The 25,190-nt window shown below is 49.1% G+C and carries 30 protein-coding genes, 1 other RNA gene, 1 riboswitch and 1 other annotated feature; of the genes, 26 read left to right on the top strand and 5 right to left on the bottom strand.

Going from position 1 to position 25,190, the window contains the following annotated elements; genetic code table 11:
* The first annotated feature begins 108 nt into the window (after positions 1-108).
* From nusG to rplL, 5 genes are all read left to right on the top strand, one after another.
* On the top strand, positions 109-657 hold the full coding sequence (nusG, locus tag ACYVSB_RS10395) for a transcription termination/antitermination protein NusG (protein WP_125598876.1): 549 nt from the start codon (positions 109-111) through the stop codon (positions 655-657).
* A gap of 170 nt (positions 658-827) precedes the next feature.
* A complete protein-coding gene (gene rplK, locus ACYVSB_RS10390; protein ID WP_125598873.1) occupies positions 828-1,253 on the top strand; it encodes a 50S ribosomal protein L11 in 426 nt (141 codons plus the stop codon).
* Between the two features lie 98 nt (positions 1,254-1,351).
* On the top strand, positions 1,352-2,041 hold the full coding sequence (rplA, locus tag ACYVSB_RS10385; protein ID WP_125598870.1) for a 50S ribosomal protein L1: 690 nt from the start codon (positions 1,352-1,354) through the stop codon (positions 2,039-2,041).
* A 45-nt stretch (positions 2,042-2,086) separates the two neighbouring features.
* Positions 2,087-2,209: a sequence feature (ribosomal protein L10 leader region), on the top strand.
* Positions 2,210-2,248: 39 nt separating this feature from the next.
* Positions 2,249-2,755 carry a 50S ribosomal protein L10 gene (gene rplJ / locus ACYVSB_RS10380; RefSeq protein ID WP_125598867.1) on the top strand — a complete coding sequence of 169 codons (507 nt, stop codon included), beginning with the start codon at positions 2,249-2,251 and terminating at the stop codon, positions 2,753-2,755.
* Between the two features lie 45 nt (positions 2,756-2,800).
* Complete coding sequence (gene rplL, locus ACYVSB_RS10375; protein WP_125598864.1) at positions 2,801-3,169, top strand: 50S ribosomal protein L7/L12; 369 nt, start codon at positions 2,801-2,803, stop codon at positions 3,167-3,169.
* 74 nt (positions 3,170-3,243) lie between these two features.
* On the opposite strand, the gene ACYVSB_RS10370 is transcribed toward rplL, so the two are convergent.
* Both ACYVSB_RS10370 and ACYVSB_RS10365 read right to left on the bottom strand, forming a co-directional pair.
* Positions 3,244-3,723, bottom strand: a complete 480-nt coding sequence (locus ACYVSB_RS10370; RefSeq protein WP_191987496.1) for a type II toxin-antitoxin system HicB family antitoxin — start codon at positions 3,721-3,723, stop codon at positions 3,244-3,246.
* A gap of 538 nt (positions 3,724-4,261) precedes the next feature.
* Positions 4,262-4,741, bottom strand: a complete 480-nt coding sequence (locus ACYVSB_RS10365; RefSeq protein WP_461219303.1) for a hypothetical protein — start codon at positions 4,739-4,741, stop codon at positions 4,262-4,264.
* A gap of 73 nt (positions 4,742-4,814) precedes the next feature.
* On the opposite strand from ACYVSB_RS10365, the gene ACYVSB_RS10360 reads away from it, so the two are divergent.
* Entirely contained in the window at positions 4,815-5,444 is a 630-nt protein-coding gene (locus ACYVSB_RS10360) for a class I SAM-dependent methyltransferase (RefSeq protein ID WP_125598859.1), read from the top strand.
* 5 nt (positions 5,445-5,449) lie between these two features.
* Here the strand turns inward: ACYVSB_RS10360 and ACYVSB_RS10355 are convergent, their stop codons facing one another.
* On the bottom strand, positions 5,450-6,325 hold the full coding sequence (locus ACYVSB_RS10355; protein WP_164511125.1) for a PucR family transcriptional regulator: 876 nt from the start codon (positions 6,323-6,325) through the stop codon (positions 5,450-5,452).
* A gap of 208 nt (positions 6,326-6,533) precedes the next feature.
* Here ACYVSB_RS10355 and ACYVSB_RS10350 point away from each other — a divergent pair, with 208 nt between their 5' ends.
* From ACYVSB_RS10350 to ACYVSB_RS10270, 17 genes are all read left to right on the top strand, one after another.
* Positions 6,534-7,028, top strand: coding sequence for a nucleoside deaminase (locus ACYVSB_RS10350; RefSeq protein ID WP_125599006.1), 495 nt, complete (start codon positions 6,534-6,536; stop codon positions 7,026-7,028).
* A 106-nt stretch (positions 7,029-7,134) separates the two neighbouring features.
* Positions 7,135-7,233, top strand: an RNA gene (ffs, locus tag ACYVSB_RS10345) — signal recognition particle sRNA small type.
* A gap of 304 nt (positions 7,234-7,537) precedes the next feature.
* Positions 7,538-9,364, top strand: a complete 1,827-nt coding sequence (dnaX, locus tag ACYVSB_RS10340) for a DNA polymerase III subunit gamma/tau (RefSeq protein ID WP_461219302.1) — start codon at positions 7,538-7,540, stop codon at positions 9,362-9,364.
* Positions 9,365-9,427: 63 nt separating this feature from the next.
* Positions 9,428-9,736: a YbaB/EbfC family nucleoid-associated protein gene (locus ACYVSB_RS10335; RefSeq protein WP_125598850.1), complete on the top strand. Its 309-nt coding sequence runs from the start codon at positions 9,428-9,430 to the stop codon at positions 9,734-9,736.
* Between the two features lie 13 nt (positions 9,737-9,749).
* Positions 9,750-10,346: a recombination mediator RecR gene (gene recR, locus ACYVSB_RS10330; protein ID WP_125598847.1), complete on the top strand. Its 597-nt coding sequence runs from the start codon at positions 9,750-9,752 to the stop codon at positions 10,344-10,346.
* Positions 10,343-10,585, top strand: coding sequence for a DUF2508 family protein (locus ACYVSB_RS10325; RefSeq protein ID WP_125598843.1), 243 nt, complete (start codon positions 10,343-10,345; stop codon positions 10,583-10,585). The genes recR and ACYVSB_RS10325 overlap by 4 nt, the downstream gene beginning before the upstream one ends.
* Positions 10,586-10,691: 106 nt before the next feature.
* Positions 10,692-11,333: a dTMP kinase gene (gene tmk, locus ACYVSB_RS10320; protein WP_125598840.1), complete on the top strand. Its 642-nt coding sequence runs from the start codon at positions 10,692-10,694 to the stop codon at positions 11,331-11,333.
* Between the two features lie 31 nt (positions 11,334-11,364).
* Positions 11,365-11,694: a cyclic-di-AMP receptor gene (locus ACYVSB_RS10315; RefSeq protein WP_125598837.1), complete on the top strand. Its 330-nt coding sequence runs from the start codon at positions 11,365-11,367 to the stop codon at positions 11,692-11,694.
* Positions 11,695-11,706: 12 nt separating this feature from the next.
* Entirely contained in the window at positions 11,707-12,699 is a 993-nt protein-coding gene (locus ACYVSB_RS10310; RefSeq protein WP_461219301.1) for a DNA polymerase III subunit delta', read from the top strand.
* Positions 12,696-13,046, top strand: coding sequence for an initiation control protein YabA (locus ACYVSB_RS10305; RefSeq protein ID WP_125598831.1), 351 nt, complete (start codon positions 12,696-12,698; stop codon positions 13,044-13,046). The genes ACYVSB_RS10310 and ACYVSB_RS10305 overlap by 4 nt, the downstream gene beginning before the upstream one ends.
* 14 nt (positions 13,047-13,060) lie before the next feature.
* On the top strand, positions 13,061-13,927 hold the full coding sequence (gene rsmI / locus ACYVSB_RS10300) for a 16S rRNA (cytidine(1402)-2'-O)-methyltransferase (RefSeq protein ID WP_461219300.1): 867 nt from the start codon (positions 13,061-13,063) through the stop codon (positions 13,925-13,927).
* Between the two features lie 132 nt (positions 13,928-14,059).
* Positions 14,060-14,815 (top strand): acyl-[acyl-carrier-protein] thioesterase, encoded by a 756-nt coding sequence (locus tag ACYVSB_RS10295; RefSeq protein WP_461219299.1) that lies wholly within the window; start codon positions 14,060-14,062, stop codon positions 14,813-14,815.
* 112 nt (positions 14,816-14,927) lie between these two features.
* A riboswitch (THF riboswitch) is annotated at positions 14,928-15,030 on the top strand.
* Between the two features lie 32 nt (positions 15,031-15,062).
* The gene (locus ACYVSB_RS10290; RefSeq protein WP_461219298.1) at positions 15,063-15,596 is read left to right on the top strand and encodes a folate family ECF transporter S component; all 534 of its coding nucleotides are present in this window, start codon (positions 15,063-15,065) and stop codon (positions 15,594-15,596) included.
* Between the two features lie 559 nt (positions 15,597-16,155).
* A complete protein-coding gene (gene tsaB, locus ACYVSB_RS10285; RefSeq protein WP_461219297.1) occupies positions 16,156-16,905 on the top strand; it encodes a tRNA (adenosine(37)-N6)-threonylcarbamoyltransferase complex dimerization subunit type 1 TsaB in 750 nt (249 codons plus the stop codon).
* Positions 16,892-17,461 (top strand): ribosomal protein S18-alanine N-acetyltransferase, encoded by a 570-nt coding sequence (gene rimI / locus ACYVSB_RS10280; protein WP_461219296.1) that lies wholly within the window; start codon positions 16,892-16,894, stop codon positions 17,459-17,461. Before tsaB ends, rimI begins: the two co-directional genes overlap by 14 nt.
* 8 nt (positions 17,462-17,469) lie before the next feature.
* Positions 17,470-18,510 (top strand): tRNA (adenosine(37)-N6)-threonylcarbamoyltransferase complex transferase subunit TsaD, encoded by a 1,041-nt coding sequence (gene tsaD / locus ACYVSB_RS10275; RefSeq protein ID WP_461219295.1) that lies wholly within the window; start codon positions 17,470-17,472, stop codon positions 18,508-18,510.
* A gap of 94 nt (positions 18,511-18,604) precedes the next feature.
* Positions 18,605-18,925: a PTS sugar transporter subunit IIB gene (locus ACYVSB_RS10270; protein ID WP_461219294.1), complete on the top strand. Its 321-nt coding sequence runs from the start codon at positions 18,605-18,607 to the stop codon at positions 18,923-18,925.
* Between the two features lie 199 nt (positions 18,926-19,124).
* Here the strand turns inward: ACYVSB_RS10270 and ACYVSB_RS10265 are convergent, their stop codons facing one another.
* Entirely contained in the window at positions 19,125-21,032 is a 1,908-nt protein-coding gene (locus ACYVSB_RS10265; RefSeq protein WP_461219293.1) for an ABC-F family ATP-binding cassette domain-containing protein, read from the bottom strand.
* 242 nt (positions 21,033-21,274) lie between these two features.
* On the opposite strand from ACYVSB_RS10265, the gene ACYVSB_RS10260 reads away from it, so the two are divergent.
* Positions 21,275-21,952 (top strand): redox-sensing transcriptional repressor Rex, encoded by a 678-nt coding sequence (locus ACYVSB_RS10260; protein WP_125598803.1) that lies wholly within the window; start codon positions 21,275-21,277, stop codon positions 21,950-21,952.
* 117 nt (positions 21,953-22,069) lie between these two features.
* Here the strand turns inward: ACYVSB_RS10260 and ACYVSB_RS10255 are convergent, their stop codons facing one another.
* Positions 22,070-22,744 (bottom strand): lysostaphin resistance A-like protein, encoded by a 675-nt coding sequence (locus ACYVSB_RS10255; protein ID WP_461219292.1) that lies wholly within the window; start codon positions 22,742-22,744, stop codon positions 22,070-22,072.
* A gap of 375 nt (positions 22,745-23,119) precedes the next feature.
* Between ACYVSB_RS10255 and groES the strand changes: the two genes are divergently transcribed.
* Together groES and groL are read left to right on the top strand one after the other, a co-directional pair.
* Entirely contained in the window at positions 23,120-23,404 is a 285-nt protein-coding gene (gene groES / locus ACYVSB_RS10250) for a co-chaperone GroES (protein ID WP_461219291.1), read from the top strand.
* A gap of 58 nt (positions 23,405-23,462) precedes the next feature.
* Positions 23,463-25,088, top strand: coding sequence for a chaperonin GroEL (gene groL / locus ACYVSB_RS10245; RefSeq protein WP_461219290.1), 1,626 nt, complete (start codon positions 23,463-23,465; stop codon positions 25,086-25,088).
* Positions 25,089-25,190 lie beyond the last annotated feature (102 nt).

The raw sequence follows: 25,190 nt of genomic DNA, 5'->3' as shown, positions 1-25,190 counted from the left end.
CGCCTGTGACTTGCAGCATGGTCATTTTTTCAGTATACTAAGGTCAATCAGAAAACTTCGTGTTGGCGGAGTTTTTTTATTTTGGCAAAAAAGAAAGGAATCAGCAAAATGGTTGAATCAGTAGCAAAACATTGGTATGTGCTCCACACTTATTCTGGTTATGAGAATAAGGTGAAGGCAAACTTGGAATCCCGGGCCCAATCAATGGGAATGGAAAATAATATTTTTCGGGTGATCGTGCCGGAACAAAGCGAACGCGAAATCAAGAATGGCAAGGAAAAAGAAGAGATGCGCAAGACCTTCCCTGGCTATGTCTTGGTTGAAATGGTGATGACTGACCAGGCTTGGTTCGTGGTTCGGAACACGCCGGGCGTCACTGGGTTTGTTGGGAGTCACGGTGCGGGAAGTAAGCCGGCGCCATTGTTGCAAAGCGAAATCGACCATATTTTGCGTGATTTGGGCATGAGCAGTCGTCATGCGGAACTTGACTTCAGCGTTGGCGAAACCATCAAGATCATCGATGGCGCCTTTGCCAGCATGACCGGTAAAATCATCGAAGTTGATCCGGAGAAGCTGAAGTTGAAAGTGGTTATCGATATGTTTAACCGTGAAACCAACGCGGAATTGGATTTCAACCAAGTCGACAAACTGGTTTAAGCCGGTTTTGACCCGCACTGCCGCTCCGATGGGCAGTTTTTTGAATAATATTTTGAGAAGTATTGCTAGAGCCCGGCCGAGTGTGCTATATTACTCTAGTGTGCTTTTATGTGGGAGGAGAAATCACTGATCTCCATTTACCACAACACGGATTAAGGAGGTTTTATCCCGTGGCAAAAAAAGTAGCAAATGTCGTTAAGTTACAGATCCCAGCTGGTAAGGCAACGCCAGCGCCTCCAGTAGGTCCTGCATTAGGTCAAGCCGGTATCAACATTATGGGCTTCACCAAAGATTTCAACGCACGGACTGCTGACCAAGCAGGCATGATTATTCCAGTTGTGATCACCGTTTATGAAGATCGTTCATTCGATTTCGTAACGAAGACACCACCAGCTGCCGTTCTTTTGAAGAAGGCTGCTGGCGTGGACCATGGTTCAGGCGAACCGAACACCAAGAAGGTCGCTAAGGTCACTAAAGACCAAGTTCGTCAAATTGCCGAAACCAAAATGCAAGACCTAAACGCCGCTGATGTAGAAGCAGCAATGCGCATGGTTGAAGGTACTGCAAGAAGTATGGGCTTTGAAGTCACTGACTAAACTGCTCGCTGATTGTTAGTCGGATAAACAATGAAAATTGTTTGATCAAGTGGGAGGACTATTAGTCCATTTGACCACATTTGCAAGGAGGAAAAATAATGCCAAAACATGGCAAGAAATACGTTGAAGCACTAAAGCAAGTCGATAAAGACAAACAATACTCAGCTGAAGAAGCTGTTGCGTTATTGAAACAAATCGATTTCGCAAAATTCGATGCAACTGTTGAAGTTGCTTATAATTTATCCGTTGACCCTAAACAAGCTGATCAACAGATCCGGGGCGCTTTGGTTTTACCTAATGGTACTGGTAAGACTCAACGCGTGGTCGTTTTTGCTGAAGGCCCACAAGCTAAAGCTGCAGAAGAAGCCGGCGCTGATGTCGTTGGTTCTGACGACTTAGTTGAACGGATTCAAGGCGGCTGGTTGGATTTTGATGTTGCTGTGGCAACACCACCAATGATGGCTAAAGTTGGTCGTTTAGGCCGGGTCTTAGGACCTAAAGGCTTGATGCCTAACCCGAAGACAGGCACAGTAACCATGGATGTTACCAAAGCTGTTAACGATGTTAAGGCTGGTCAGGTCACTTACCGTGTCGACAAAGCTGGTTTGATCCACGCACCAATCGGCAAGGTCAGCTTCTCTGACGAAAAATTGTTAGAAAACTTGAAAGCTTTCAATGACCGCATTGTGCGGGTTCGCCCAGCTTCTGCTAAGGGTGTTTACATCAAGAGCTTGACGGTTACAACAACATTTGGCCCTGGGGTCACGGTTGACGCTAACTCGTTGTAATCAACGAATAGCGATTGACAAGCGTGCCTTGGCGTGCTATCTTATTTAAGAATAGTTTTTCTACCGAAGACTCAGGTGACTCACGTCTTAATATCCTGCCGAGGCCAGATGATGAATGAGTAATCAGAATCTCTGTGTCTTTGGACGCGGAGATTTTTTCTTTCGGGCTCCTCGTAGAGAAATAATGAATATGTGGAGGTGAATCAAATGAGTGAAGCAATTATCGCAAAAAAAGCCGTTGTTGTTGATGAAGTTTTCGACAAGTTCTCACGGGCTAAGTCCGCTGTTGTGGTTGACTATTTGGGTTTGACTGTTGCTCAAGCAACTGAATTACGTAAGCAATTACGTGAAGCAGGGGTTGAGATGAAGGTCGTTAAGAATACCTATTTACGTCGTGCCGCTGACAAGGCTGGTTACGAAGGCTTAGACGAAACATTCACTGGTCCAACCGCCGTTGCCTTTTCATATGACGACGTTGTTGCTCCAGCACGGATCATGGCTAACTTTGCTAAGACGGTTGACGCGCTTGAAATCAAGGGCGGCATCATTGAAGGTAAAGTTGCTACTTTGGAAGCCATCAACGAATTGGCTACCTTGCCAAACCGCGACGGGATGCTTTCAATGTTACTTTCTGTATTACAAGCACCTATTCGCAATGTCGCTTATGCTGTTAAGGCTGTTGCCGAAGCAAAAGACGATGAACCAGCAGCTTAAGTTCCGCTTAAGTTAATCATACCCAACTAATTGGAGGAAAATAAAATGGCTTTAGACACACAAGCAATTGTTGATCAATTAAAAGATGCAACAATCTTAGAATTAAACGATTTAGTTAAAGCAATCGAAGAAGAATTTGGCGTTACTGCAGCTGCTCCTGTAGCTGCTGCTGGTGCTGGCGCAGCTGCTGCTGACGCAGAACCAACTGAAGTCAATGTTGAATTGACTGAAGTAGGCCAAGAAAAAGTTAAGGTCATCAAGGCTGTTCGTGAAATCACTGAATTAGGCTTGAAAGACGCTAAAGGCTTAGTTGACAAAGCTCCTTCAATCATCAAGGAAGCAGTTGCTCCTGAAGATGCAGAAGCAATCAAAGCTAAACTTGAAGAAGTCGGCGCTACTGTTACTTTCAAGTAAGCAGGACAACTTTAAAACAAGCGAAAGCGACCATCATCGCCAATTAAGGCGGCTACGGTCGCTTTTTTGTTTGCCTATTTATCGATCACTTGCGAATTATTGCGGTCAAGCGGCGGTACATTTTGATTTGTACCGCCGGCGCTCCCTAAAGGTTGGGATCTGATTCCCAGCTTTTTTTCAAGCGCCGCCGTCAGCGTCGCGCTAAAATTGATGCCATTTTCATTTCCCAGGTCGTTAAGATATTTGGGAATAGTTAAGGTCTTCTTGACGAGTTTGTTTGCCGCGCGTTCACGAGCAATAGTTGTATCAACTTCTACGGGCATTATCAGTTGGCCGGGAAGTACAGAGGTGACATTTTCACTGGAGGGTTTTGGCAGTTTTACGTGATAATCCTCCGCGACCAATAAATAGCCTTCCAGCGCGTCCTTAGCCATGGACATTGCTTTTGGTAGATTATCGCCAAATGTTGCGGCATTGGGTGCCAGATCAGGAAATTCAACTTCGTATTGATTGCTTTTATTTTTTGTAAGTGTCGCGATATATAAATATTTCATGTTAGCGGGCTCCTTCATGTTTATTCTTGGATACCAAGTCGGGTCCCACTTGATCCGGCCTGTTTGCAGCTGCTATTATGCGTTCCGAGCGGTAAGTTCATGACAGGTTGTGGAACCGTTACAATTACAGGCTTGTTTGGATGCATGAAGGGAAGGTGATCAACAGTAGTTCTAACTTCATACCCAACCATCTTGCCTAAGTATCTTGTTAGCCTTTCTTGATTGGAACTTTTGACAACTAGCTGAATTCAGCATTAACTCTAACACGTATTTAAATACGTGTCCACGAGTGATGCCACGCACAGTATGCAGGATTTAATCATCAAACCGACAAAATCATGATTGCCAACTGCGTGACACTAAATCAATTGGATATAGCTTGCTTGTAAATATGGATGTTTAACCTAATCAGATAAGGCTAAGCGGCTGGAGCGGAGCGTGGCGCTGAAACGTGTTCGCCGACCTAGCTTCTTGCGCATAGCTACGCAAAGGTTCCGGAAGCATAGTGCGGCTTCCAAAACAATTGCTAGGCTAATGCTCAGAAGCTACCGGGATGGTTCGCACTCTGGCGTTGGTGGGCTGTTCGTTCGTCAGGCGGAAGGTCGGGCTGGGGGTGAGTCAGCCGCGATATTATTGTTGGCGATTTATCGCCTACAATAAGGCCGAGCTTGAAGATTTTCGGCGGGTTTCCGAAAAGCTTCAAGTCGTGCCCGCCGCGTTCCACCACCCCCAGCCCGCCGCGTTCCACCACCCCCAGCCCGCCGCGTTCCACCACCCCCAGCCCGACCTGGAGCCCCACCACATCTGTCAACCACCAACGCCACGCGCAGCGCAAGCCGCGGGCATGATTGAAACGTGTTCGCCACCCCAGCTTCTTCCGCTTAGCTACGCAAAGGTTCCGGAAGCAAAGTACGGCTTCCAAAACCTTTGCTAGGTTAATGCTCAGAAGCAACCCGGGGTGGCTCTCACTCTTTTTTTCATCAATTTCGTTGAAAGGGGTATCTGGGGACAAATCCACTAACAAAGCTGGCGGGAATCCATGCTATAATGAGCAAGGCAGTTTGAATCAATGAGAGAAATGGGGTAACCAGATGGCTAATCAATATTTTGAGAACGATCCGGAGCTAGACCATCAACGGGAAACATTTGACTTCACCTTACTGGGGCAGTCATTGCAATTGACCACCGATCGTGGGGTTTTCTCGCGGTCGCGGGTGGACTACGGGACGGTGGTGTTGCTGAATAGTAGCGCGGCTTTGCTGGCGGCGTTGGCGGCCATTAAGCCGGACTTCACTTGTCTGGATCTGGGGTGTGGCTATGGGCCGGTAGGGATCAGTGTGGCCAAGGCTTACCCCCAAGCGCAAGTGACCATGGTGGACGTCAACCAACGGGCGCTGGATCTAGCGGTTGAGAATGCCCGGGTCAACCAAGTCGCGGATCAGGTGACCATTTTGGCCAGTCAAGCATACACAGCCTTGACTGATCAGCGTTTTGATTTGATTCTGACGAATCCGCCAGTGCGTGCGGGTAAGGCGGTTGTCCGCGATTTTCTTACGTCAGGGCAGCAACATTTGACTGATCAGGGTCAACTCTTGGCTGTTTTGCAAAAGAAGCAGGGGGCGCCGTCAGCCCTGAAATTACTCCAAGAAAAATATCCCCTTGCGCAAGTGCGGCAACGGGATAAAGGTTACTATATTTTACAGGCGCAAATGAGTTGGTAGCAGGCTCAATCGTTGAAGGCGGTCAGCAATAAGTAGCAAAGAACTAGGTCATCCATCTGCTTTAGATTCAGGTTGGTGGCCTCGTAGAAGCGCTCGAGCCGATATTGCAAGGTGTTGCGATGCAAGAACAGTTTCTTGGCGGCTGAGCTGAGATTGCCGGCGCTTTGATAAAGGGCGAGGACCACATCCTTGATTTCAGCATCTTGGCTAAGAATCGTGTTCAGCTGTTGCGCCAACGGAGACTTCCGCAGTTGCGGCCGGGCATAATAGTCCAGCGCCAACGTGGCCAGGCTGCTGACTGACGACGTTGATTTCGCGAAAACTGCCTGTTCTTCATTGAAAATCGCCGCCAATTGTTCATCAACTGGCCAATAATTGCCAACAAAAGCTTGCGTTTTGACCATGAAGTCACTTTCAATCGTTTGCAGGATGCTTTCCAGCTCAACTAGCGTCAGTGTTTCAGGACCATTGGCTTGGACAATGATCAAGGTGTTTTCGTTCAAGTAAAAATTAGTCAGTAAATGACTGAATAAATCGGCGATGGCGTGGGCGAATTCTCGGCGGTCGTGGCTATCTTGGACCGTGGTGCGAAACTGGACCAGGCGCACTGATTTGGCGGTCGTCTTTGGTAAGATCGTGGATTGTTGCGTGAGAAATTGGTACCAAGGATTGCTTTGGTCGGCGGCAATGAAATTCTGATCACTTAAATTTTGTAAGATTTGGGTGCTGGTATTGTTCAGCTCTTTCTTGCTGATCGCCAGCCAGTTGCCGGCAAAAGACCAGGCCCGTTCTTGCGGGGTTGCTTCTTGGGGGCCTTTCAAGGCGCGAGCTTTGGGAAACGTATTTTTGAGGCGCATTAACAAATCAAAGGGTTCGTTCATCGGTAAACGCGAAGTGGTGCCCGAGTAATGTTGGGCACTTTTCGCTGGTCTCCTTTCGCTGAGCGACCAGATCATTAAATTAGCGACGGAACTGGTCAGTCATCACTCATCAGTGAATTGATATAGTTTAGTGTAACATTTTTTGGCAGAAAGGACGAGAAGCTTGCTAAGTTTAACCCCATTACCAGCCGCGCAGATCGACAAATTGATGGGCGCTGCCTTGGTCGAGGCTCAAACCGCGGCCGCGCTTGGTGAGGTGCCGATCGGAGCGATCATCGAGTTGGATGGCCAGATCATTGCCCGCGCCCATAATTTGCGGGAACATAGCCAGGACGCCACGGACCACGCCGAGTTGATGGCGATTCGCCAAGCTTGTCAGGCAAGTGGCAGCTGGCGATTGGAACGTTGCCGCTTATTTGTGACCTTGGAGCCTTGTCCCATGTGCGCCGGGGCAATCATTAATAGCCGGATCGCCGAAGTCTACTATGGCGCGCCGGATCCGAAAGCGGGCGCAGCGGGCACGTTGGTCGACCTGTTGCGTGATGACCGCTTCAATCATCAGCCGCAGGTGTATCCCGATGTGCAGCGAGCGCAAGCGCAGGCGCTGTTACAGCAGTTTTTCCGCCAGATCCGCCAACGACAAAAGGCGGCCAAATTACAACGGCGGGCACAAGAAGCAGGCGGTCAAGCTCCGCCAAGCTAAGTCTCGCCTAGTTTGGTTAGAAATATTTCTACAAATTGATCGTCTTTAGCAACACTTCTATAAAAATACTGGCTTTTTTGCGGTAGATTCGTTACAATAGTAATTGCCGTAAGGCTAAGGCAATGTCTCACCTGTGAATTGTGTCAGGTCCGGAAGGAAGCAGCACTAAGCTCGCTGTGGCATGTGCCTTATTTTTTTGTACTTTTTTATTAAAATGTAGCTTGAATCAATGGGGATCATGGTATTTGATGCCCATTTTTGATAAAGTTAAGACATGCGAAATTAAAATGCGTCAGTGGTTGATTGAGATAATTTAGTTCGTGGGCCGGCTGTTGTGGCCGAATCAAAGTGGAATCGCCGTCGCTGTTTGCAATTTCTAGACGGCCGCGGCGACAAAAATGTGTTAAGGTTAAAATATGGTTTTAAAAGCGATCACTACTGGACAGGGTTAGGTGCTGTTGGTTAGTGATCGGAAAATGGGAACGATTCAGATAGGAGGCGGTGCTCGGATGGCCTATCAAGCACTATATCGGGTTTGGCGGCCACAGACGTTTGCGCAGGTCATTGGTCAGAAGATCGTCACGCAAACACTCCGAAACGCGATCATTACGGATCAAATCAGTCATGCTTATTTATTTGCGGGTCCACGAGGCACTGGGAAGACTTCCTGCGCGAAGATTTTCGCCAAGGCAGTCAATTGCTTACACCCAGTTGATGGCGAGCCCTGCAACCAATGCGCTATCTGTCAGGCGGTCAATGAGAATCGACTGACCGATGTGATCGAGATTGACGCGGCGTCCAATAATGGCGTCGATGAGATTCGTGATATTCGCGATAAGGTCAAATATCCGCCCACTGAGGCGAAATATAAAGTCTACATCATTGATGAAGTCCATATGTTGTCGACCGGGGCTTTCAACGCACTTCTGAAAACGCTGGAGGAACCACCGGCCCATGTGATTTTCATTTTGGCGACGACGGAACTACAGAAGGTACCGGCAACTATTATTTCCCGGACGCAACGGTTCTCATTTCGGCGGATCGTGGCGGCCGATTTAACCGAACAAATGGTTAAAATTCTGACTGATAAGCAAATCACTTATGATCCCGAGGCGCTGGATGTGATCAGTCGCGCCGCGGACGGCGGGATGCGTGACGCCCTGAGTATTCTTGATCAGGTGTTGTCTTTTGGTCAGGACCATGTTTCGCTGGAGAATGCCTTGGAAGTGACCGGCGATGCCAGTGATCAGCAATTGGCGCAATATCTTGTCGCTATTTTCAACAATGATTTGGATCAGGCGCTGAAGACGATCACATCATTGTTCATGAACGGCCGGGCGGCGGCGCGCTTGATCGAAGGCGTGATTGCCTTGTTGCGGAACCTATTATTGCAAAAGAGTAGTCCGGAATTATTGCAAGCTTTGGATTATCGCGCGCTGCCCACCGAGTTGTTGCCTTTCGCGACACAGATTGCCAATGAACGGCTTTATCGAATGATCGATCAGGCCAATGAAACGTTGTTGCAGTTACGAACCAGCGCTCATAGTGATTTGTTTTTGGAGGTGTTAACGGTTCGGTTCGTGACCGCTGAGACTGAAGTGGCTAGCGCGGCTCCAACGGGCAACACAGGCTCAGATCGGGCCGATCCGCAGGTTGAGTCAACGGCGCCCGCTGGCGAACTGACGCAGCTCCGGACCCAAGTTCAAGAACTCGCGGCGACGGTGGCTCGGTTACAGCAGCAACCGGCGTCTGGCGGCGGACGCAACGCTGCGGCGCGACCAACTTCCGGCGCTGGTGGTCAGCGCCGTGGCACTGTGAAAATCAACCGTGAGGCGGTTAATCAGGTTTTGGCCCAGGCGACGCGCCATGATCTGGATGCGGTTCAGAATGTTTGGCCAGATATGTTAGATAAATTATCCCCCGCCAAACGAGCAATGATGAAAGTGGCTCAACCGGTCGCGGCTAGTCCGGCGGCGATCGTTGTCGCTTTTACTTACGCGTTTACCTTGAAGACGGCCAATGGCGACCAATCCTTGCAAGCCGATCTGAAAAGTGAATTGAATCATTTCATGAACAATGACGCTGAGATTGTTTTGGTCGAGGAAGCGCAGTGGCCGAAATTGCGCCAAGAGTTCATTCAACAACATCGCGCCAAGAAACAAAAACAACCAGTGGCACCACCAGCGGCCCAGTCTGCCGTAACGGCTGAAGGGAAAGCAGCGGCGCCACAGTCGGCTGAAACCGCCGCAAGTCCGGATCAAGCGGCGCCCTTGACCGCGACCCAACAAGCACAGCAACTTTTCGGCGCGGGTAATGTTACGGTTAAGCAAGACTGAGAAGAATCGTTTCGAAAAACAAAGTTAATCTGATCAATAATGATAATGAAAGAGGTTTTTGAAATGCGGGGAAATCCTGGAAATATGGCTGGCATGATGAAAAAGATGCAAAAGTTACAGAAAGAAATGAAGGCGGCCCAAGCTCAGTTGGATGAAACCGAGTTCACCGGTCAATCGGCTAATGACTATGTCACGATCAAAATGAACGGTAAACGCGAAGTGACTGATTTGACGATCAAACCAGATGTGATCGATCCCGATGATCCGGATATGTTGGAGGATTTAGTGATCGAGGCCATCAACAATGTGTTACAAACTGTTGATCAACAAACAGAACAAACAATGGGGCAATATACCCGCGGCTTAATGTAAGGTGTGATCAGAAATGCAATATCCTGAAGCAATCGCGAAATTGATCGACAGTTATATGAAATTGCCGGGTATCGGTAGTAAATCAGCGACCCGCTTGGCTTTTTATACCATTGATATGGATGAAGAGGCGGTCCAGCAATTCGCCGACAGCTTATTGAGGGCAAAGCGGGACCTCCATTATTGTAGTATTTGCGGGAATATCACCGATGTTGATCCCTGTGAGATCTGTCGTGATCCCAATCGGAATCAGGAACAGATCTTGGTGGTGGAACAGCCAAAGGATATCATGGCCCTTGAGAAAATGCATGACTACCAAGGTCGCTATCATGTTTTGCACGGGGTCTTGTCCCCGATGGATGGCAAGGGGCCTGAGGATCTGAATATTGCCGCCCTGATCAAACGCCTGCAAAAAAGTGACGTCAATGAAGTGATCGTCGCCACGAACGCCTCTCCTGAAGGTGAGGCCACCGCCATGTATTTGGCGCGTTTGATCAAGCCTGCGGGGATCAAGGTCACGCGCTTGGCCCACGGATTAGCGGTGGGATCGGATATTGAATATGCGGACGAAATGACTTTGCAGCGCGCGGTTGAAGGGCGGCGGGAAATTTGAGTTTGTTCAAACCCAAGCATCAATTGCGCCATCAAGGCGATGAGATCTTGCGAGCGGAATTGGATCAGGTCCAAGATCAGCTCCAGCGCCTGCAAAAAGCGGCCAATCAGGGATTGGAAGATCCCATCCAGTTTGTTGATAGCATCAAACTGCAGCAGGCTAAATTCAATTTGCTGTATCAAGAGGCCCGCTATCGCGGCACCAAGGCCAAAACGCTGCGGTCTGTGGTGGCGCGCTAGCCATGATCCGGTTAGTTGCCGGCCACAGTTGCGGACCAAGCAAGCAGAAGAAGCAGATATTTGCAGCAAAAAAGTATTATTCGTACAATGAAGGTAGAGGGGTCAAATGGCAGGATTTTTTATTTCGTTTGAGGGACCTGATGGCGCTGGTAAGTCCACGGTGATCCAAGAGTTGATGCAACCCTTGGCCAGCCAAACCGGTCAACAAATCGTGGTCACACGAGAACCAGGCGGTAGCGCCATCGCCGAGAAGATCCGGCAAATCATTCTAGATGTCAATAATCAGGAAATGGATGACTGGACCGAGGCGCTGTTGTTCGCGGCGTCCCGGCGGCAACATTTGGTCGAAGTCATTGAGCCAGCTTTGGCCGCCGACAAAATCGTCCTTTGTGATCGCTTTGTGGACAGCTCGGTGGCTTACCAAGGTGGTGGGCACCAGTTAGGCACGGATCAGGTCGCCGCGTTGAATGATTTCGCGATCCAAGGTCATTATCCTGATTTGACGCTCTATCTGGACGTTCCGGTGACCGTTGGTTTGCAACGGGTCCAGAAGTTAGGCGCCGGCTTCGACCGCCTGGAAGGGCAAAAGCTGGCTTTCCATCAACGGGTCCGTGATACTTATCAGACGTTATTGGCGGCCAACCCGCAGCGGATGATCGCCGTGGACGCCGATCGTCCGCTGGCGTTGGTTCAACAGGACTGCTTAGCAATCATCAAGGAACATTTTCAAGCTAGGAATTCGGATTAATAGACACTGATCAATTAAAGGAGGAACTACCATGAAGTTGATTTTAGCGATCGTGCAAGATAAAGATGCCAATATTTTAAGTAACGAGTTTATTGATGCCAACATTCGGGCAACCAAGCTCTCAACGACTGGCGGGTTTTTACGTTCCGGCAATACAACCTTTATCGTTGGGGTGGAAGATGATCGGGTCGAGGAAGTCTTGGAGCTCATCAAGCAGACTTCTCACGCTCGGCAACAGTTTATGACGCCACCGGCTAATTTGGATCCAATGGGCGATAGTTCGATGCCTTACCCGATTGAAGTCCAAGTTGGCGGCGCCACAGTCTTTGTCATGCCAGTGGATCAGTTCCATCATTTTTAGTCTGCGGTCGTGATGGAGAAGTTAACACTGGCGGACATCCAAACCCATTTTAAAAATCTGATTGCGACGGACCATTTGAGTCACGCCTATTTGTTTGCGGAGCCGGTCAATGCTGGCGCTTTAGCCTTGGCTCAGTGGCTAGCGGAGCGCTTGTTTTGTTCGCAGTTGACCGAAGATGGCGCTCCTTGCGGCCATTGCGCGGAATGCTTACGGATTCAGAATGGCAATAATCCGGATTATTTGGTGGTTCAAACAGCGACCCAATCCATTGGGGTGGATGACGTCAGGTTTTTAAAGCAGGAACTGAGTAAAAGCGGCCTGTCCAATCGCCGTGTCTTCGTGATTGCAGATGCTGATAAAATGACGTTACCTGCGGCCAACTCTCTGCTTAAGTTTTTGGAAGAGCCGGTCAGCCAAGTTCTGATTATTTTGACGACCACGCGGCTGGCACAGATTTTGCCGACAATCCGTTCGCGGGTCCAAACTGTCTTATTGCCCGAACCGGTTTTGGCGGAGCGGGCCGCGCAGATCGCCACGCTGGGGGTCACACCGGAATTAGGACACTTGTTGAGCCAGATGCCGCTGACGTTGGCGACGATCAAGGAGCTTCAGGAGCAGGATCTCTTTCAAGAGACCTTAAGCGCCTTCTGGCAATGGTACGAGAACTTGGCCCAAGGGCAACCGTTGGCGTTTGCCCAAGTCCAGAGTACGATTTTGCCACGCTTTAAGGCGAAACCCATGCATCAATTCTTGGAAGAGCTGTTGATCATGGCTTTTAGTGATTTATTCACCACGAAATTCCAACTGACCACGGCGTTGCGTTGGCCGCAGCAGCAAGAACGGCAACAAGCGTTAGCGGCAAAATTGTCAGTTTCACAGGTCACCAGTTTCTTGAACCAGTCTTTAGGCGTCAAGCAGCAATTGGACGCCAACGTTAGTTTCCAGAATACTTTGGAGCAGTTATCTCTACAACTAATTTTGATAAAAGAGGGAAATTTTAAATGAATCAACGCGATCCTTTTACTGATTTTCAGCGTTTGTCAACCGAAGCCGATAACTTAGCTCACGACTTGGCGGGATTTCGCCAAGAGCTTAATCGTGTTCTTGAACAGAACGCTGAATTGATTATTGAGAATAAACATTTGCGCGGGCGCTTGAACGAGTTGGCGCCTTCGACGGAAACGGAACCCAAGCCAGCAATGTTGCCGTCACGGCGCAATCTGGAGAAGCTTTACGATAGCGGTTATCATATTTGCAACATGATGTATGGCGCTCGCCGGGAGAACAATGAGCCCTGCGCTTTTTGCACCAACATTATTTATGGCAATAACCGCTCACACCAGAAGAAATAACGGAGGGTCATCTTTTGCGGATTCAGCAGAGTTTTGAACCGACGGCGCAAGGGACCCTTTTTTTGGTGCCGACACCGATTGGAAATTTGGACGATATGACTTATCGAGCGGTGGCAACCCTACAACAGGTGGATTTGATTGCGGCCGAAGATACGCGCAATACCGGGAAACTGTTGGCCCATTTTGCAATCAAAACCCCACAGATCAGTTTCCATGAGCATAATACCCAACAACGGATCCCGGAATTGGTGGCGAAACTGCTGGCGGGCACGACGATTGCCCAGGTTTCCGACGCTGGGCTGCCTTCGATTTCTGATCCTGGCCAAGAACTGGTGCAGGCGGCGATCGCGGCGGGCATCGCCGTGGTACCGTTGCCAGGCGCTAGTGCGGGGATCACAGCGTTGATTGCTTCTGGGTTGACGCCACAACCCTTTTATTTCTATGGTTTTTTACCTCGGAAAAAGAAAGACTTGCGGATCGCGTTGACGGCCTTGACCCAACGCCAGGAAACGACGATTCTCTACGAATCGCCGCATCATTTGCGCCGAACCTTAGCCGATTTGGCCACGGTTTTCCCGGCGGATCAGCCATTGGTGTTAGGCCGGGAGTTGACCAAGCTACACGAATCGTTTGAGCGGGGGACCTTGGCTGAATTACAGTCTTGGTATGCGGAGCACGATCCACGCGGGGAATACGTCTTGTTGCTGGCGGCCGCGCCGGTAACACCGGTGGCCGCGGCGTCATTGGCACCTGCGGACATCCAGTCAGCGGTGCAGGCGTTGATCGCGACGGGGATCAAGCCCAATCAGGCCATCAAACAAATTGCCCAGGAACAAGGTTTGCCGCGGCAAACCGTCTATCAGCAGTATCATGATTTCTAACCCAATGCTGGTTGGATCAATGGCGGACTAAACCAAGACCAGTACCGGCATCGTTTCGGGTTCAGTTGGACTGAGGCACGAGTCGAAGCACGGTGGCAGGCTGAAAATCAGAACAAAGTGGAAAAAATTCGAATGAGGGGCACGCAAATCATGACTTATTACGCAGAGAAATTTATAGTACCGTTTTATGAATGTGATCCGGCGGGCGCGATGCATTTGTCGGCGGCCATGAATCATTTGGTCTTGGTTTCTGAGCGCCAATTAGCGGCGCAGGGACTAGGGCCGGAAGATATGAATCGCTTGGCATTAGGTTGGGTGACAACGGAGTATTTGATCAATGTGACGCGGCTACCGCGGCAACATGAAGTGATCGAGGCGCGGACAGAGGTCAGTCAATACAACAAGTTCTTCTGTTATCGTAACTATTGGCTCTTTGATCAGGCGGGCAATGAATTAGTGGCGGTGCGTAGTACTTGGGTGGTGATGAGCCTCAGCGCCCGGCGGATGATCAAAATGCCAGAGGAACTGACCAGTAAGTATGACGCGCCCTTTTCTAAGCAAGTGCTGACCATGCCCCATTTACCGAAACTAGATTGGGCAGAAAACCAGGTCGACAAGGCGTATCAGGTTCGTTACTTCGACATTGATTCTAATCGCCACGTGAACAATGCCCATTACTTCGATTGGATGCTGGACGCGTTGCCGGCCACCTTCCTGCGAGAAAATCAATTGCAAGAGATGCTGATCCGTTATGAGCACGAGGTTCGTTACGGTGATCAGATCCAAAGTCAGTTGATCCAAACCACCGCAGGGGATCAGCTGCTCACCCACCATCGGATCTTGAATGGGACAGAGATTGCCGCAGAGGCCCAAGTGAAATGGCGCTGATTGCCGGTGCGATATCCAGAATAGCTGTCCAAAGTGTCTTAGAATGATCGATGAATAATTATCACAAACGTGAGACTTGCAAAATCATGAGAAAGCCAGTAGAATTTTTCTATTCGGAGTAGGCGGCTAAGCGTAAAGTGCTGATGGAACGGAATGTGAACATCGGACGAAGATCGAACGGATTCGATCGCGGTTTAGCTGCCGCATTCGCCGCTTTTGGTGGCGCTCCAACGAGGGAGTGTTCAGAATGGAAAAAACAAATAGGCATGGTCTGTCCATGCAAAGGCTTGTCTTCTTAGCGGCCCTAATCGCGATTCAGCTGATTTTAGGTCGTTTTTCTTTTGGCACGAATTTCTTGAAAGTGTCGGCCACTTTCATTGTGTCAGCCTTGATTGGCTATTGGTATGGTCCGTTTTACGCGGGTATCGCCGGGGGTGTGAGTGATTTGATCGGGGCCTCGCTGTTTCCGCAGGGGGCGTTCAATCCGGCGTTTACGTTGGTGGCCATTTTCAGCGGCGTCATTTATGGCTGGTTGTTGGATCAGCGCAAAATGTCAACGGTCAGCTGGTGGCGTGTATTGTTGGTGGCGGTGATCATTAATTTGGGCAGCAATTTGGTGATCAACACGGCCGTCTTGCAACTCATGTATCACGTTTCCTTTTGGCCATTATTTTGGCTACGTTTACCGAAGGAATTATTGATGATCCCCATCTATTTCGTGGGTATTTATGTGATGCTCAAGGCGGTCACGCGCCTGAAGTTGACCCAGCGGTTGGACTGAACGGCCTTTATCGGACTTCAACTAAGGACACAGGCAAAGAACTACCTAGGTAGGAATCATCGCGACCAGACGAGGCTTGTCAGCCGCTGGGCGTGCTTCAGTTGCGCAGATGCCATCAGCCGCGCCAGTCGCGGTGGTCATTTTGAAATCGTCATCGACCAGTTAGTGTCGGGAAGGATGTCCTAATCACATCTCTTAGGTGGAAATACCCGATCTAACTAATTGGACAAATATTAATATTTGGTTTATTATGAACTTGAAGTGATCGCCTATTGCCTTTAGGGTAAGGGATTTGTTCTTAGCGGATCAGGTCCCCGAATCCCCGTCTCGACAATTTAGCGCGGTCACTTTTTTTGCGATCACGATTTCGACTTGAGCCAGTGGCTGCGGGCAATTGCCGCAACCAAAGGCAACGAGGCGCGATCGTCATCGCCTAGGTTGTCTGATCAAAATCACGGCAGTCATGTGATGCGAGCGCCGTGAAAAACAATTTTCCCCGATCCAAAAGGGATGTGTTAAACTTAAGCTAGATATTTTCAGAAAGCAGAGGCGTTTTTTTGTGCTGACTCTAGCATTAGATACATCAAATCTACCTTTAAGCGTGGCTGTCATCGCGGATGGGCAGCCCTTGGCCACGATCCAAACCGCCAAGGCCAAGAATCATAGCGCGACGTTAATGCCGGCAATCGATCAGGCCTTGAGTTATGCTGGCGTGGAATTGGCGGCGGTCACTAGAATCGTGGTTGCCATGGGCCCAGGATCTTATACCGGGGTCCGAATTGCCATCACCACTGCCAAGATGTTAGCCTGGACTTTGAAGATTCCTTTATACGGTGTTTCCAGTTTGGCGGCTTTGACGACAGCTTGGCGTTGGCAACACACAAGCCCACTGATCGTGCCGCTGATCGATGCTCGGCGTGACTGCTATTTTGCTGGGTTTTACCGTTGGTCGGCGACAGAACCTGCTACTGTCCAGAGTCTTCAGCCTGATCAGTATTTAGCGGCGGCCCAAATCGTTGCGCAAGCGCAGGTGTTGGCGCCAACGGGACCGATCGTGGTCACGGGCCAGCTGACCGAACAGCAACAAGCTTGGTGGCGCCAAGCTTGGCCTGACGCAACCGTTACTGTCGCCACAGGAAGTGTGTCAATGCCTAACGCAGCAGATTTTGATTTATTGGCGACACCAGCGCAACTGGTTCAGGATCTGAATGGGTTTGCGCCTAATTACCTACGACCAACCGAGGCGGAAGCGACGTGGCTAAAGAATCATCCAGGTGAGGCACATGAAAACTTTGTTGAGGAAGTTTAAACAGTTTTTCTGGCCGCCGGTGCCCATTGCGCCTCAGCCACCAACAGCGAAATTACCGCTTCAATGGCAACAGGGAGCGACCACGATGACGCTGCGGCGGTTGGTCGTGGCTGACTTGAACCAGGCGTTGGCCATTGAGCGCGATGTCTATCAAGGGAAGATGCCCTGGGATCGGCTAACGTTTATGAATGAAATGACGCGCCAAGGCGACCGCCTTTATTTGGGGCTTTGTGCCAACGAGACCCAATTAGTTGGCTTTATTGGCGCTTGGTTTTCGTCAGAAGAGGTTCATATCACCAATATCGCCCTCCTGAGCACGTGGCAACGCCAGGGATTGGGCCGACGGATGATGGCCTTCTTGATTGAGGTTGCGCAAGCGCAGGACTGCCAGCGCGTCACCCTTGAGGCTCGGGTCGATAATGAACCGGCGCTGGGCTTGTATCGCCAACTGGGGTTCAAACCCGTACGGATCCGGCGTAACTATTATGAACAGGAACACGCGGACGCGGTCTCAATGCTATTAGCATTAGATCCGTCCCAGCAGCCAAAAAAATGAAATGAGCGATGAACGTTTTGAAGAATAATCGGAGAGAATTGATTTTAGCGTTTGAAACCAGTTGTGATGAAACCAGTGTGGCCGTGATCGAATCTGGACGCCAGATCTTGAGCAACATTATTGCCACTCAAATCAAGAGTCACCAACGTTTTGGTGGGGTCGTACCTGAAGTGGCCAGCCGTCATCATGTGGAACAGATCCTTCACTGTACTGAGTTAGCGCTAACTGAGGCCCACGTGAGTTACGAAGATTTGTCAGCGGTCGCGGTCACTTATGGCCCGGGATTGGTGGGGTCACTTTTGATTGGGATCAGCGCGGCTAAGGCCTTGGCCTACGCGCATCATTTGCCGTTATTGCCGATCAATCATTTGGCGGGTCACATTTATGCGGCGCAGCTGGTCAAGCCTTTGGTGTACCCATTTATGGCCTTGGTGGTCTCTGGCGGGCACACAGAGCTGGTTCTGGTTTCAGCGCCGAATCAATTCGAGTTGCTCGGCGAGACCCGGGATGATGCCGCTGGCGAGGCCTATGATAAGATCGGGCGCGTGTTAGGCATCAATTACCCCGCGGGCAAAGAAGTTGATCGGTTGGCGCATCTGGGGCGGGACACCTTCAAGTTTCCTCGGGCGATGATTGACGAAGACAATTTTGACTTCAGTTTCAGCGGGTTAAAAAGTGCCTTCATCAATCGGGTCCATCATGCCAGTCAAATCGGCGAGACTTTAGCGCGGGAAGATCTCGCGGCTAGCTTTCAAGCCAGCGTCGGTGAGGTACTGGTGACCAAAACCATGCATGCGCTGGCGCAATATCCGGTTGAACAATTGGTGATTGCCGGTGGCGTGGCTGCTAATCAGGGCTTGCGGGAAATGATGAGCGCCAATTTGACCACGAATTTTCCCGAGATCGAATTGATCGTGCCGCCATTGCGGCTTTGTGGTGATAACGCTGCCATGATTGGTGCCGCGGCGCAAGTTTACTTGGACACCGGCGCGCCGGTAGCTGATCTGACCTTGAACGCGGATCCCAGCTTGGATCTCGTTAGATATTAATCATTGACACATCAGCTTTTTTAGACTATCATCGATATTGTATTGAAAACGGTTTAACCGTTTTCATTAACATTTTGTAAGGAGCGTTTTTATCATGGCCGAGAAAACAATCATGTTAGTATGTAGTGCTGGTATGTCTACCAGTTTATTAGTTTCAAAAATGCAAAAGGCTGCAGCAGCAAAGGGAATCGAAGCAAACATCTTCGCAACCGCTGCTGGTGACGCTGATAACGCCTTGGCATCTAATGACGTTAATGTTCTCCTCTTAGGACCACAAGTTCGTTATATGTTGAAGCAATTCCAAGATAAAGTATCAGGCAAGAACATTCCAGTTGAAGTGATCGACATGCGTTCATATGGCATGATGGATGGCGACGCTGTTTTGGCACAAGCTGAGAAATTGATGGGCGAATAGTTCAAATTGATCGATTGTTCCAAATAAGTTAACATAGCAAAAAGCGCCATATTCGTCGGAATAGGCGCTTTTGTTATACTCATTTTTCCTGATTTCTTACTTGCGACTGACCTTGAAATTGGCGGCATTGAAATTGAAATTGACTGAATTAAAATTGTAGCGCGGTGGGTTTGCTTGAGGTCAACCGCGAACAGCCAGCTTAATTTGTCGTTGGCCCTTGTTCCAAAGCCTCGGTTGCCAGCAGCCACTCATTCTCCGCGGCGGTTTCGGCCGCTTGAACCTGGTCCAGTTCCTTTTGCAGATCACCTAGCTTGACAAAGTCGGCCTGGATCGCTGGTTGGGCCATTTGTTGCTGCAAGGCCTCTGCTTGTTGGTGACGCTCGTTCATCTGCGTTTCGGCGTGACTGACCGCCCGCTCCAGTTTCCGCAATTCCCGTTGTTGGGCCTTGTCGGCGATGAACTGCGCTTGATTATCAGAAATTTCAGTGGTTGTGGTGACCGCCGCGATTTCCGGTTGGCGCTTCTCCAGATAAAAGTCGTAATTACCTTCGTAAACCTGACTGCCAGTTGGCGTTAAGTCCACGATCCGATCGGCTAAGCTATTGATCAAGTAACGGTCGTGGGAGACGAAAATCAGCGTTCCGGCAAAGTTAGCCAGGGCCTGTTCCAGGACTTCTTTGGACTGGATATCCAAGTGGTTCGTTGGTTCGTCCATCAGCAAGACATTGCGTTTCTCCATGGCCAACTTGGTTAAAAGCAGACGCGCTTTTTCACCACCAGAAAGCTGATGGACCACTTTTTGAACATCATCACCGCTGAACAGGAAACTGCCTAAAACAGTACGAATCTCTTGCTCCGGGAGTAAGGGATGTTCTTGCCAGATCGTTTCCAACACGGTCAATTGTGGGTCCAGTTGGCGTTGATCCTGATCATAGTAACCAATCTGGACGTTGGCGCCAAACTTGAAACTACCGGCTAGCGCGGGAATCTGTTGCAAGAGGGTCTTGACTAAGGTGGACTTACCCACACCGTTGGGGCCGATGATCGCCACGCGCTGGTGCTTGATCACGGCGAAATTGATGGGGCTGGACATGACTCGGTCTTCATAACCGATCGCTAAGTCGCGGACGAAGAGAACTTCCTTACCAGTTTCTTTGGTTAAGTCAAAGTGAAAGTGGAGACTTTGATTACTGTCGACTGGTTTGTCCAGACGAACCATTTTCTCCAACTGTTTCCGGCGCGCTTGTGCTCGTTTGGTGGTGGAAGCTCGGGTGATGTTCTTTTCCACGAAGGTTTCCAGTTTTTTGATCTCCGCTTGTTGCTGCTCGTAAGCCTTGGTTGCCGTCTGGAAGTTCTGAGCCCGTTGTTGCAAATAGGCGCTGTAATTGCCGTGATAATGGGTCAAACTGTGGTGCTCAAGCGCGAAGATTTCCTTGGTAACATGATCCAGGAAGTATTGGTCATGAGAAACAATCAGCAGAGCGCCGCGATAGCTTTGTAAATAGTTTTCTAACCAGTTCAGGGTCTCGATATCCAAGTGGTTGGTCGGCTCGTCTAAAATCAGCAGATCCGGACGTTGCAACAGAATTTTCGCCAGCGCTAGTCGTGAACGTTCACCACCGGATAATGAGCTGATTGGTTTCTGATAAGTTTCAGCTGGGAATTGAAAGCCTTGGAGGACGGTCTTGATTTCCGCCTCGTAGCCGTAGCCGTTCGCCAACTTAAAGCGATTCTGTAGTTGGTCATATTGATTCAATAGTTCCTGATCGGTCGGGTGTTGGGCCAAGTCAAGTTCCAACTGGCGCAATTGGCGTTCCATCGCTTGAACAGCGGCGAAGACCGCCGTCATTTCCGCAATGATCGTGTTGTGGGAATCCAGGCCACTATTTTGAGCCAAATAGCCAATGGTCAGGCCTTTATTCTTGACGACTTGACCCTCATCGGGGGAATCGATGCCGGCGATGATCTTTAGTAATGTTGATTTTCCCGAGCCATTAACGCCCACGAGCCCGACGCGGCCTTGATCTTGGACCTCTAAATTGACACCTGAGAACAGCGTTTCGGCGCCGAAAAAACGAGCGACTTGTTGCGCTTGCAGTATAATCATTGTGAGTTTCCTCCGTAACAAATGAAAATTAATAAAAGTTTAAATTCTTTTGATGTGAGAACATTATAATGTGGAAAGCTATAGAATAAAGGGTTCAAGCATTTTTATTGCATCTTTTTCACGAAACGGTTATTATGCAACTTAGAAAACAAGTTGTTTATTTACTCAATTTGTGGAATAATCATTTTGGATAATTGACAAGCTTTACAAAAAAACGATTGAAAGACTGAGGTGTTTCAGCAATGGCTGAAATAAAAATTCCAAAGGCAACGGCACGCCGTTTACCTTTATATTACCGTTATTTACAATTTCTCCACGATGGCGAGAAAAAGAAGGTTTCCTCCGCGGAACTCTCTGAAGCTGTTAAAGTGGACAGCGCGACGATCCGCCGTGACTTTTCTTACTTTGGCGCTTTAGGCAAACGTGGCTATGGTTATGATGTTGACTCTTTGTTGACATTCTTCAAGCGTTTGCTGAACCAAGACCATTTGACGAATGTGGCTTTGGTTGGTGTGGGCAATTTGGGCCACGCGTTATTGAACTATAATTTCCGGCAAACGAATAATATTCGGATCAGTGCTGCTTTTGATGTGGATCCTGACTTGACAGGCACGATTCAAAGTGGCGTGCCGATTTATCCGATGGCCCAGTTGAAGGAACAGTTGCGCGCGCAACAGATCGATATCGTGATTTTGACGGTGCCAATCGAACAAGCGCAGGAAATCACCGATGAATTGGTCAAAGTTGGCATCAAGGGTATTTTAAACTTCACACCTTTGCGGGTCAATGTGCCCGATGATGTTCGGGTTCACAATGTGGACCTGGCCAACGAATTACAAACGTTGATCTACTTCTTGGACAACTTCAATGAAGACGGCACGTTGATCAACCCATTGGCCCATGATCCCTTGTTCAACTAGATTTTTTTGAAGCATTATTCGCGCAGCCACCTAATTTGATTAGGTGGTTTTTTGATGTCTGGAAGTTAATGAAATGTGGTTCAGGTGAGGCAGCTGCCTGCGCGGAAGGCCGATTGGTTACTTCAGCAAGAAGATAGAGATCAACAACGAGATGCTGTTGTAAATGATGTGGGCGGTGATGGTGACCTTGATCGACTTGGTCTTGTGATAAAGCCAGCACTGCACGACGCCAATGCCCGCGTAGACGATCAAGAAGCGATTGTCATTATGAGCCAAGCCGAAGAGTAGGCTGGAGATCAAGGCCGCGCCGGTGGGGTTCATCAGCCGACTGCCTAAACCGTAAAGCGTTTTGCGAAAAACCAACTCCTCCAAAATTGGGGCGATCAGGGCCGCATAAACGGCATAGAGTGGTGCTTTGCGAACCACTTGCAGAATTTCTTGCGTGTTTTGCGAGGTTTGCGGCGCGCCTGAGAAGAGGGTGATCAGCACCGTGCCCATGAGGTTGACGCCATAGAACAGCAAGAGTCCCAAAAAACCATATAATAACACATCGGCTACTGCGATTTTAGCCTCAGGTTGGATGCCGATCTGACGGTCTGAACGTTGGTCAAACCAAACGAAAACACCGGTCAGCACAATGCTGAGCCCCATTTGCCAATTCACGCCGCTGACGCCTTTCAAGCCCACCGCTGATAAAATCAAGCCGGGAACGAGAAGAATCCCCAAATAGCTCACCACGATCCAAACAATTTTAGACCAAATTTTTCGGGGCTCGATTTCTTGATTAGTCATAGCAATATCCTTTCTTCTTAAGCCGGACTTCGTTGGTGCAGTCCGACGATTGTGCCGCGCCGCGCTGATTTACGCGCTAGAGATGGTCGCAACACGACCTGATAAAGTTGAACAAACTAGTTCCATGATAACAATATTTGTCGCGCAAAAAAAGGTTAACTTTTGTTGGGCTCAACCAGCTTCCCGAAAACAAGCGCTACCTTTCAGTAAAATATGGCCGCTTTGACGACTTTATTTGAAGATTAAACACAAAAAATCAGGAAGTGAGTTGAAATAACTTGCAATCAACCTGAAAAATGCTATTATAAATCTTGTGGTTAGCACTTGATGCAACTGAGTGCTAAAAAAGAATAAATGTTAACGGAGGGATTTTCTGTGTTAAAACCTTTAGGAGATCGTGTGATCGTAACTGTTGAAGAACCAGAGGAACAAACGGTTGGCGGGATTGTTTTAGCAAGTAACGCTAAAGAGAAACCACAAACTGGCAAGATCGTGGCAATCAGCGCAGGTCGCTTTACTGATGATGGTCAGCAAGTACCTTTGACTGTTAAAGCAGGCCAAACGGTGTTATTCGACAAGTATGCTGGCTCTGAAGTTAAATACGAAGGCACGTCATATTTGGTCCTTCACGAGAAAGACATCATGGCGATCGTCGACTAGTTCAGCGTTGACGACAGACGTTATAAATAAAATTTTTTTGATAAGGTGGTAATTTTTAATGACGAAAGAAATCAAATTTTCTGAAGATGCGCGCGCGGCAATGCTTCGCGGCGTTGATCAATTAGCAAATACCGTTAAAACAACTTTAGGACCAAAAGGCCGCAATGTTGTTTTGGAGAAATCATATGGCTCACCTGAAATCACCAATGATGGGGTCACCATTGCCAAAGACATTGAATTAGAAGATCATTTCGAGAACATGGGCGCGAAACTGGTTTCCGAAGTTGCCTCGAAGACCAACGATATCGCTGGTGATGGGACCACAACCGCCACAGTTTTGGCCCAAGCGATCATTCGCGAAGGGATGAAGAACGTCACTGCTGGCGCCAACCCAGTTGGTATCCGCCGCGGGATCGAATTAGCGACCACCACTGCGGTAGCCGAGTTACACAAGATCGCGCATAAAGTTGAAAACAAGAGTCAAATCGCGCAAGTCGCTTCAGTTTCTTCTTCCAGCGAAGAAGTCGGTAAATTGATTGCTGACGCCATGGAAAAAGTTGGTCATGATGGTGTGATCACGATCGAAGAATCCAAAGGGATTGAAACAGATCTCAGTGTGGTTGAAGGAATGCAATTCGATCGCGGCTACTTGTCCCAATATATGGTGACAGATAACGACAAGATGGAAGCTGACTTAGACAATCCTTACATTTTGATCACCGACAAGAAGATCAGCAACATTCAAGAAATCCTGCCAATGTTGCAAGAAATCGTGCAACAAGGTAAGGCGCTCTTGATCATTGCGGACGATGTGGAAGGCGAAGCATTGCCAACCTTAGTTCTGAACAAGATCCGCGGGACCTTTAATGTTGTTGCCGTCAAGGCGCCTGGCTTTGGCGATCGTCGTAAGGCGCAATTGGAAGATATCGCTGTTTTGACCGGTGGGACTGTCATTACTAGTGACCTTGGCTTGGAATTGAAGGATACCAAGTTGGAACAATTGGGTCAAGCTGGTAAAGTGACCGTCACTAAGGACAACACCACGATCGTTGAAGGCGCTGGTGCCAAAGACGCGATCCAGGAACGGGTGGACTTGATCAAGGGTCAAATCGCCGACACAACTTCTGATTTCGATCGGGAAAAATTGCAAGAACGTTTGGCTAAATTAGCTGGCGGTGTTGCGGTGATCAACGTCGGGGCTGCAACTGAAACTGAATTGAAAGAACGCAAATATCGCATCGAAGACGCGCTGAACGCAACACGGGCCGCAGTTGAAGAAGGCTATGTCGCTGGTGGTGGGACTGCTTTTGTCAACGTCATCTCTGCTGTTAAAGCCTTGCAAGAAACTGGCGATGTTCAAACTGGGATCAACATCGTGGTTCGGGCCTTGGAAGAACCAGTTCGTCAAATCGCTGAAAATGCGGGGATGGAAGGTTCCGTCATTGTGGAACACATGAAGGGCCAAGCAAACGAGGTTGGTTATAACGCTGCCACTGATAAGTGGGAGAATATGATCGAGGCCGGAATCTTGGATCCAACTAAGGTCACTCGTTCGGCGTTACAAAATGCAGCCAGTGTTGCTGCTTTGATGTTAACGACAGAAGCTGTTGTGGCTGATAAGCCAGAACCTGAGAAGTCTGATGCTCCTGCTGGCCCTGGTGCTGGCATGGGCGGCATGATGTAAGCTGTTCTACCAAAAATGGTTACCAAAAGAGGTCGATCCCCACGGATCGCCTCTTTTTCTATGCTCATTTTTGCAGCGTCATCCTACTACTGGACTTGGCGC

It is taken from the genome of Lapidilactobacillus salsurivasis (genome assembly GCF_054785215.1).
This window is presented reverse-complemented; position numbering and strand designations above follow the sequence as displayed.

Coding starts and splice junctions, on each gene's coding strand:
- nusG (WP_125598876.1), top strand. CDS start 109: ATGGTTGAATCAGTAGCAAAACATTGGTATGTGCTCCACACTTATTCT.
- rplA (WP_125598870.1), top strand. CDS start 1,352: ATGCCAAAACATGGCAAGAAATACGTTGAAGCACTAAAGCAAGTCGAT.
- rplJ (WP_125598867.1), top strand. CDS start 2,249: ATGAGTGAAGCAATTATCGCAAAAAAAGCCGTTGTTGTTGATGAAGTT.
- rplL (WP_125598864.1), top strand. CDS start 2,801: ATGGCTTTAGACACACAAGCAATTGTTGATCAATTAAAAGATGCAACA.
- ACYVSB_RS10370 (WP_191987496.1), bottom strand. CDS start 3,723: ATGAAATATTTATATATCGCGACACTTACAAAAAATAAAAGCAATCAA.
- ACYVSB_RS10360 (WP_125598859.1), top strand. CDS start 4,815: ATGGCTAATCAATATTTTGAGAACGATCCGGAGCTAGACCATCAACGG.
- ACYVSB_RS10355 (WP_164511125.1), bottom strand. CDS start 6,325: ATGAACGAACCCTTTGATTTGTTAATGCGCCTCAAAAATACGTTTCCC.
- ACYVSB_RS10350 (WP_125599006.1), top strand. CDS start 6,534: ATGGGCGCTGCCTTGGTCGAGGCTCAAACCGCGGCCGCGCTTGGTGAG.
- dnaX (WP_461219302.1), top strand. CDS start 7,538: ATGGCCTATCAAGCACTATATCGGGTTTGGCGGCCACAGACGTTTGCG.
- ACYVSB_RS10335 (WP_125598850.1), top strand. CDS start 9,428: ATGCGGGGAAATCCTGGAAATATGGCTGGCATGATGAAAAAGATGCAA.
- recR (WP_125598847.1), top strand. CDS start 9,750: ATGCAATATCCTGAAGCAATCGCGAAATTGATCGACAGTTATATGAAA.
- tmk (WP_125598840.1), top strand. CDS start 10,692: ATGGCAGGATTTTTTATTTCGTTTGAGGGACCTGATGGCGCTGGTAAG.
- ACYVSB_RS10315 (WP_125598837.1), top strand. CDS start 11,365: ATGAAGTTGATTTTAGCGATCGTGCAAGATAAAGATGCCAATATTTTA.
- ACYVSB_RS10310 (WP_461219301.1), top strand. CDS start 11,707: ATGGAGAAGTTAACACTGGCGGACATCCAAACCCATTTTAAAAATCTG.
- ACYVSB_RS10305 (WP_125598831.1), top strand. CDS start 12,696: ATGAATCAACGCGATCCTTTTACTGATTTTCAGCGTTTGTCAACCGAA.
- ACYVSB_RS10295 (WP_461219299.1), top strand. CDS start 14,060: ATGAGGGGCACGCAAATCATGACTTATTACGCAGAGAAATTTATAGTA.
- ACYVSB_RS10290 (WP_461219298.1), top strand. CDS start 15,063: ATGGAAAAAACAAATAGGCATGGTCTGTCCATGCAAAGGCTTGTCTTC.
- tsaD (WP_461219295.1), top strand. CDS start 17,470: ATGAACGTTTTGAAGAATAATCGGAGAGAATTGATTTTAGCGTTTGAA.
- ACYVSB_RS10270 (WP_461219294.1), top strand. CDS start 18,605: ATGGCCGAGAAAACAATCATGTTAGTATGTAGTGCTGGTATGTCTACC.
- ACYVSB_RS10265 (WP_461219293.1), bottom strand. CDS start 21,032: ATGATTATACTGCAAGCGCAACAAGTCGCTCGTTTTTTCGGCGCCGAA.
- ACYVSB_RS10260 (WP_125598803.1), top strand. CDS start 21,275: ATGGCTGAAATAAAAATTCCAAAGGCAACGGCACGCCGTTTACCTTTA.
- ACYVSB_RS10255 (WP_461219292.1), bottom strand. CDS start 22,744: ATGACTAATCAAGAAATCGAGCCCCGAAAAATTTGGTCTAAAATTGTT.
- groL (WP_461219290.1), top strand. CDS start 23,463: ATGACGAAAGAAATCAAATTTTCTGAAGATGCGCGCGCGGCAATGCTT.